Origin of the sequence: Ruminococcus sp. CAG:379, from assembly GCF_000434255.1 — a bacterium.
Classification (GTDB): domain Bacteria; phylum Bacillota; class Clostridia; order Oscillospirales; family Ruminococcaceae; genus Ruminococcus_F; species Ruminococcus_F champanellensis.
On record NZ_FR894788.1, the window covers coordinates 1 to 7,340 of the forward strand.

Genomic DNA, 7,340 nt, shown 5'->3' on the forward strand with positions numbered 1-7,340 from the left:
GCCGCACATGGTGAGCATGTGGGCAGCCAAAGTCAGGCTCAGTTTTCCCAGTGCCGTGTGCCGCTGTCCCTGCAAGACGGAAATGGCCTCCGCCACCTCGATGGCGTTGCCCACGGCACTGCCCAGGGGCATATCCATATCCGTCACCACCGCCCGGCATCGCTTCCCGGCAAGCTTTGCGGTGCGCACCATAGCCTCCCCCAGCTGCACCGCCTCCTGCTCCGTTTTCATAAAGGCGCCGCTGCCGGTTTTTACGTCCAGCAGGATGCAGTCCGCCCCCATGGCAAGCTTCTTGCTCATGATGCTGGCGCAGATCAAGGGGATGCTGTCCACCGTAGCGGTCAGATCCCGCAGAGCATACAGCTTCTTGTCCGCCGGCACCAGATGGCCGCTCTGTGCCACCACAGCGCAGCCTGCCCGGTTCACCGTGTCAATGAACCGGTCGTAGGGAATGGCGGTGGAAAAGCCCGGAATGCTTTCCAGCTTGTCGATGGTGCCCCCGGTGTGGCCCAGCCCCCTGCCGGACATTTTCGGCACATAGCCGCCGCATGCGGCAACCACCGGTGCCAGGATCAGCGTGGTCTTATCCCCCACCCCGCCGGTGCTGTGCTTATCGGCTGTGGTGCCGTGGATCCCGGACAGATCCATCCGGTCTCCGGAATCCCGCATGGCAAGGGTCAGCTCCAGGGTCTCCGCCGGGGTCAGGGACTGAAAGCACACCGCCATCAGCCAGGCGGAAAGCTGATAGTCCGGAATGTCCCCGGACACGCAGCCACTGACCAGAAAGCGGATCTCCGCCCCGGTCAACGGTTCCCCCCGCCGGGTTTTCATAATCAGATCATATGCACGCATGGAAATCCCTCCTTTTGTTTCAGCATACCACAACGGAAACAAAAAAGCAAGACAATCAAAAACGCAGAAGGCATCATGCCCTCTGCGTTTTCAGAATTATTCGCCGTAGACGCATTCCATCTTGGGAGATCTCAGTCCCAGCATAGTGCGGAACCGGTTGCCCTTGATGTTTACCTGGCCGTCAATGTTTACAAAGGAAACATAACCGCCCTCTCCGGTGGTGAAGCTGATCCAATTGGAAGGATCCTCAGAAAGCTGAATGCCCAGGGCATTTTCCAGAAGCTTTCTCATTTCTTCTGCGGAGTAGCTCTGCCGAACCCCGTAGTAGGGATCGCAGGCTGCGTCATATTCGGAATCCACACTTCTCAGATACGGGATATCTGCTGCAAATACATCAGAGCAGGAGGCGGAGGATCCGCCGGAAGAAGCGTAGAAGGTAGTCAATGCGTAAGCGCCGTTATAGGTCAGCGCCTCGCCCAGCACGGATTCCACCGCACTGATGACGTTTGCCGGAGGATTGGCTTTGCGCCGCAGGTCATGACCGTTGTTGCCGTAGTACTTGATGTAGGTGTAGGCTGCAACCGCCTGTGCCTTCATAGCCTCCGGGTTCATGGTGCTGCCGACTTCGTTGTACACGACCTGGGAAACCAGATCCAGTACGCTGCCGCTGGCACCAGCCACCGTAATGGTTTCGGAACCTGCCGTCTCGGTGTTGATCAGGCTGGTACCCGGATAATAATGCTCCAGGATCTGCTGATAATTCATTCCTGCGTAGCTTGCGTAATAGTTGGCGCCGTTCTGGCTCATGCCAACCCCGTGACCGTAGCCGTATGTGGTAATCACAAAACTGCCCGGATCCGGATTTGCTGCGCCCAGCTCTGCTGCCTGAGGGGGATCTCTCCGCTCACTCTGGTCAACATTTTTATTTTCAATGTCATCGTCCGTAACCGTTTCGTCGGTATCGGTCCATTCATAGCTCACGGGCGTCAGGCTCGCGTCATAGTCCGACAGCTCAGCCTTCCACCAGTTTGTTACTTCATATTCCTCCACAGAGCACGTGTTCTGAAGTTCAAGTGTTTGTTCCGCAGCCGTTGCACCCGTTGCCGGCACTGCAGCCACTGTTGCATAGCTGAACAGCAATGCAAGCGCCGCTGCGACACTTTTAATTCGTTTTCGAACTTGCATATAAATCTCCATCTCGCCGATGAAATCATCGGATTAAATTTCCCCCAAGATGTTGGAAGCGGGGATTGAAATAAACTCAGTCGATAGTACGTTCCTCCATTCACAAATTGCCTTCATTTTGCGCCGCATTCACAAAGCTGTCCGTTTTGAAAACGTGAACGCTCATGTGCAAAATGCGTCCGGTCGTTGCTTTTGTGTTTGCTGAAATCTGCCCCCTCTGCCGGGAGTCGGGTTTCTTTGGATCTCCGGGCACTCTCGTCCGTGCCCTGGGGATCTACTCGTCTGCTTCCTCCGTTGTTTCCGCCGGCTCGTTGTCGTCACCGGTGGTGGTGACTGGGCCATAGGGAACAAACTCGGCGTCGGGATCGTAATTGTTCTTGTTCCACCGATAATAAATGGTCGGCCAGAGAACGTTGGGATTCTGCTGGCTTTCCTGGGTCCCTGCATAAGGATCCTCGTCCGGGCGAACCATTCTTGCCATCACGATCAGCCGTGCCTCGTCAAAAATGCCGCTGCAGGTGAACAGGGTAAGCAATTGGTCCCCGTACTGGACGTCCACTCCGTTGGTCTGGAGGGCACGCCGCTTTACGTTATTCACGTAGTCGTAGAACTCCTCTTCTGATGAAAAATTCAGAGTGTTCCAGCAATCAAACTTTGTTTCGGATTCGTCCTCAGCATCGATGATGAAAAACCCGAAAATCTTGTAGGTATAGGTCTGATAATTGGAGCAAAGTGTGATGAGGGGATGCTTTGAATAATAACCCCAGTCGTTCCTGTAGTTCTTCAAAGAACCGAACATCGACAAATTGTCCATATTATGCCCGTACACAACCAGATTCGTGGAATTGTCACACACACGCTTGCCGTTTTCCACCCGATCAAAGTTGTTGCGGTAGTCCAGGTAGAGTACGCCGGCATCAGAATGCTCTCCGTTGAAGTTTCTGTAAAGGTAATAGTCATTTCCATCATCACTGCGTCTCTGCACGATGGGATAGTTTACCTTTGTGCCGGGAATGCTGATATAGCCTACCGCGTCGGCGTTCTGAGCCAACAGCCTTTCGCCCAGCTCACTCAGTTCCATGGTCTCCGACACCGATCCCTGCTGAATCTTGGTAGGATCTACGGTGTCCAGGGAGATCTGTTCAATCTCCCGCTGGAGCTGATCATACAGCTTCTTGCTCTGGTGCAGCCCCCAATAATAGGAGGAAATCAGTTCCAGACACACGCTGAATGCGATCACCGAGATCAGAAACACGATCTTCCGGGTGACCTCCAGGCCGCTGTCGCCTTTCCACGGGAACAAGCCCCGCAGAACGTCCTTATAGGAAAATTTCTTGCGCTTGGGTTTGGTTTTATTCGGCGCACCCTGCGCCTTGGTTTTTTTGTCGGTCCTCGGCTGATCCGTTTGCGCGGTTTGCGCATCCGGCTTCGCTTCGGGCACAGCCTCCTGTGCAGCCTCCTGCTTTGCCGTTCCGGTCATTTCCGGCTGCGGCTCCAACGCTTCCGCCTCAGACACCGCCTGCTCTGCGGGTTCCTCCGTTTGCGTCTGGGAGGATTCCTGCTGCTGGGCGGATGCAGCGGACTGCTCCGCCGGCTGTACTTGTTCTGTACCGTCCGAAAACGTGCCGCCCGGCTCTGACGCCGAAGCGGGCTCCGCACCGTACTGCTCCCGGGACTGCTCCACAGGCTGCTGTACCGGACGCTGTGCATGCCGACCTTCCGTTTCTCGAAGGATGCTCTCTAACAGTTCTTCATCCTTGTTGCTCATTGATTACCAACCTCCGCCAATATGTGCTCTGCGATTCCGAATGCGCATAGGGCTGTGTGCCGCCGTATGCTGTTCCTGTTGATTGCGTCCCATTCCCACAGCCGCAAGCCGGACACCCACTCCGTGCTTCCAAACGCGAAGCCTACATAAACGGTTCCTACGGGCTGCTCCGGGGTACCGCCTCCGGGTCCTGCAAGGCCGGTCACGGAAATGCAAAGGTCTGCGCCGGATTTTTCTTTCAATCCACGCACCATTGCAAGGGCAACCTGTCTGCTGACCGGGCCGTACTGTGCAAGCATTCCCTCCGGAACGTTTAACAGTGCCTGCTTGATCCTGTTGGAATAGGTACAAACCCCAAGTTCAAAAACCTGCGATGCACCTGGTACAGAAGTAATCAATTCCGAAAGCAACCCACCCGTACAGCTTTCCGCTGTCGAAATGGTCATCGCTTTCAGCATCAATAATTGTACTACATTTGTAACCGTTCTGTCAAGATTTTGCGTGAATATTTCATGAGAATGTCCGATATTTTCGTATTCCTCAGCCCAGTTTTTCATAGAACCACCAATAAATAAGCGTTAATTATGATCTATCCGTAAATAAGCTAGATCAAAAATCTGTACGAATGATCTTCATGGTCGTATTGGTTACAGCCTCTGTAACCAGCTCCGTAAAGTCGAATGCACCCTGTGCCCGTTCCACATCCTCCAGACGGGGACGCACCTTGGGGTGCCGGGGGGTGAATACGGTGCAGCAGTCCTCGTAGGGTTCGATGGAGGTGTCGTAGGTGTCGATCTTCCTGGAAATGGCAATGATCTCCGTCTTGTCCATGCCGATCAACGGGCGGAACACAGGCATCCGGCACACCGCATCCGTTGCGCAAAGCGCCTGCATGGTCTGGCTTGCCACCTGCCCCACGCTTTCCCCGGTAATGAGGGCAAGGCACCCTTCCCGGTCTGCGATCTGCTGTGCCACCTCCATCATAAGCCGCCGCATGATAACGGTGAACAGCTCCTCCGGGCACTGATCCTTAATGGTTTCCTGGATTTTGGTAAAGGGCACACAGAAGAACGCCATGGAGCCGCAGTAGGGCACGATCTTCTCCGCCAGGGTTTCCACCTTCAACAGGGCACGCTCGGAGGTGTAAGGAGGGCTGATAAAATGAATGGCGCTGACGCAGATGCCCCGCTTCGCCATCATATACCCTGCCACCGGACTGTCGATGCCCCCGGACAGCAACAGCAACGCCCGACCGGAGCTGCCCACCGGCAAGCCCCCGGCACCGGGACGACGATCCGCATGCACATAGGCATTGGTGTCCCGGATCTCCACTGTAACAATCACCTCCGGATGGTTCACGTCCACGGTCAGATGGGGGAACTTGTCCAGCAGGATGCCTCCCAGCTCCCGGCAGATCTCCGGGGATTTCATGGGAAACGCCTTGTCCGACCGCTTTGCCTCCACCTTAAAGGTACGGGCACCGGACAGCACCTCCTCCAGGTATTCCGGCGCACGCTCCGCCACGGAGTCAAAGCGCTTTTCGCACACCAGTGCCCGGCACAGGGCGGCGATGCCGAACACCTTCCCCAGCCGTTCCATGGCGTCCTCCAGCACATCCTCCTCCGCCGGGGTGATGTAGATGGTAGACTGGGCCTTGGCGTAGGTAAAACTGCCCAGGGGCTTGAGCCGCCGGCGGATGTTCTTCAGGAGGATATCCTCAAAGCCGTTCTTGTTCAGTCCCTTCAGCGCCATTTCGCCGTATTTTGCAAGTATGATCTCTTTCATGTGTTTATCCTTCCTATCAAGCCTCCGGCTGTTCCGGATCTTCAAAATAAAACAGAGTTTCAAAGGGCTGCTCCAGAGCGATGCACAGCAGCAGCGCCAGTCTTGCACTGGGGCAGAACTGGTGATTTTCAATGGAGCAGATGGTCTGTCGGGATACCCCCACCAGTTGGGCAAGCTCCCCCTGGGACAAATGCCGCTGGGACCGGACATGCCGCAGCCGGTTTTGCAGGATCAGTTCCTCCATGCTTCCCCCCATCCGGTCAGGTACAGCACGCCGCTGACCAACGCCAGCACCAGAGCCGCAAGCCCCCATCCCAAAAAAGAAACCTTGCGCAGGCGCACAAAGCGGTACAGGAAGGAGGAAGCAATGGCGGCGAACACCAGAATGCTGTAGGGATAGAAGCTCTCCGACCGGAGGATGCTCCCCACCGTCAGCAGAAGGCACAGCCCCACACACACGCTGCCGGAAAAATTATAAGCGTCCAGATAAATTTGCTGTTCCCGCTCGTCCAGTCCTTCCCGGCGGGATCGTTCCAGGATCTGTTCCCGTTTCATAGCACACCTCCGCTGTTCTGTGATATAAATAGTATACCACAGCCAGCGGAGGATGTCAAGTAAACTTTACACTTTTCTTTTTTCTGCCTGCTCTCCCGTAAACAGCAGCAGACCGATGCCGATGAGCAGCATGATGGTGACTCCCACGCCGCCCTCCAGACCGAACAGTCCCCCGTGGATCAGCTCCCTGCCCTCCTTGGATACGAACCGGAGGGCGGTCACGTCCAGGGACATGCCGCTGACCTTGATGCCGAACAGGTTCCCCTGGGCAAAGTTCCAGAAGCTATGCAGTGCGCAGATGCCCCACAGGCTGTCGAACCGATACATATAATAAGCGGCGAACATGCCGAACAGGATCAGATTGGGGATCGCCAGCAGGGTCTTGCCGTTGTTCGCCATATGGGCAAGGGCAAAGGCGATGCCGCTGATGAGGGCTGCCGCATGGGGATTGCATTTGCGCACCAGACTGTTGCAGAAGAAGCCCCGGAACATGACCTCCTCGCTCATGCCCTGCACCATCCAGCCCAGCAGCAGCAGGAAGAAAACGCCCCCGTTTCCACGGAGGGAGGAGCCGGCATACTCCAGCGACCCGGTGGATACCCCCACCAGCACAGCACCTCCGATCATGCCCACACCCAGGGCAGCGCCTGTCAGATAATCCCGCAGGGCGTTTTTCCGGGCAAAGCCAAGGGAGCGGAGGGGGCGACGCTCCACATCCGTACAGTACACCACCGTAAGCAGAGTGGCAAGACCGGTGCAGAACAGTTGCATCGCCACCAGCCAGCCCGGCAGGGTAAAACTGGTAGAAAACGCCATCACCGCTGCGCTGTCGCTCAGATCCACATGGGATATCAGTAGCTGCGCCATCATATACGGAAAGGCCAGCACAGTGGGAGGTGCGCTTTCCACCAGCATCGCCACCAGGAATACCCCCAGAAAGAGCAGGCACTGGAGCACCGGGCTTTCCGGCGTCCGGGCGGATATCGTCCCCTGCATGGTTTCCGACTGACGGTAGCCGGAGATCCGCTTGTTCATATTGTTGTCCTCCTGTTTTCTTTTTTGGATATACATTTTGATTATAGCACATTCCGTTTTCCGTGTCAATTTGCATATGGGACAGAATGAGGTGCATATAGTGGAAGGAACACCATTTAAGGCAACACCGCACAAGGAATGTGTGGTAGATGTGCCAACA

General features: G+C 55.8%; 8 protein-coding genes. All 8 read right to left on the minus strand.

The genetic code is table 11. The features are described from left to right. Positions 1 to 852 (minus strand): thymidine phosphorylase (locus QVO51_RS00020; RefSeq protein ID WP_288167633.1); only part of this gene is annotated, 852 nt, incomplete at its 3' end. A gap of 96 nt (positions 853 to 948) precedes the next feature. Beyond that, the gene (locus tag QVO51_RS00025) at positions 949 to 1,902 is read right to left on the minus strand and encodes a SpoIID/LytB domain-containing protein (protein WP_276746649.1); all 954 of its coding nucleotides are present in this window, start codon (positions 1,900 to 1,902) and stop codon (positions 949 to 951) included. Between the two features lie 409 nt (positions 1,903 to 2,311). Beyond that, on the minus strand, positions 2,312 to 3,805 hold the full coding sequence (locus tag QVO51_RS00030) for a class B sortase (RefSeq protein WP_022356715.1): 1,494 nt from the start codon (positions 3,803 to 3,805) through the stop codon (positions 2,312 to 2,314). After that, entirely contained in the window at positions 3,802 to 4,362 is a 561-nt protein-coding gene (locus QVO51_RS00035) for a CinA family protein (RefSeq protein ID WP_022356716.1), read from the minus strand. Before QVO51_RS00035 ends, QVO51_RS00030 begins: the two co-directional genes overlap by 4 nt. Positions 4,363 to 4,414: 52 nt before the next feature. Next, positions 4,415 to 5,590, minus strand: a complete 1,176-nt coding sequence (gene thiI, locus QVO51_RS00040; RefSeq protein ID WP_015559286.1) for a tRNA uracil 4-sulfurtransferase ThiI — start codon at positions 5,588 to 5,590, stop codon at positions 4,415 to 4,417. A 16-nt stretch (positions 5,591 to 5,606) separates the two neighbouring features. After that, positions 5,607 to 5,834 carry a helix-turn-helix transcriptional regulator gene (locus QVO51_RS00045; protein WP_022356717.1) on the minus strand — a complete coding sequence of 76 codons (228 nt, stop codon included), beginning with the start codon at positions 5,832 to 5,834 and terminating at the stop codon, positions 5,607 to 5,609. Continuing rightward, the gene (locus tag QVO51_RS00050; protein ID WP_015559288.1) at positions 5,822 to 6,145 is read right to left on the minus strand and encodes a DUF6442 family protein; all 324 of its coding nucleotides are present in this window, start codon (positions 6,143 to 6,145) and stop codon (positions 5,822 to 5,824) included. Before QVO51_RS00050 ends, QVO51_RS00045 begins: the two co-directional genes overlap by 13 nt. Before the next feature lie 66 nt (positions 6,146 to 6,211). Then, positions 6,212 to 7,180 (minus strand): CPBP family intramembrane glutamic endopeptidase, encoded by a 969-nt coding sequence (locus QVO51_RS00055; protein WP_022356718.1) that lies wholly within the window; start codon positions 7,178 to 7,180, stop codon positions 6,212 to 6,214. Positions 7,181 to 7,340: the final 160 nt, after the last annotated feature.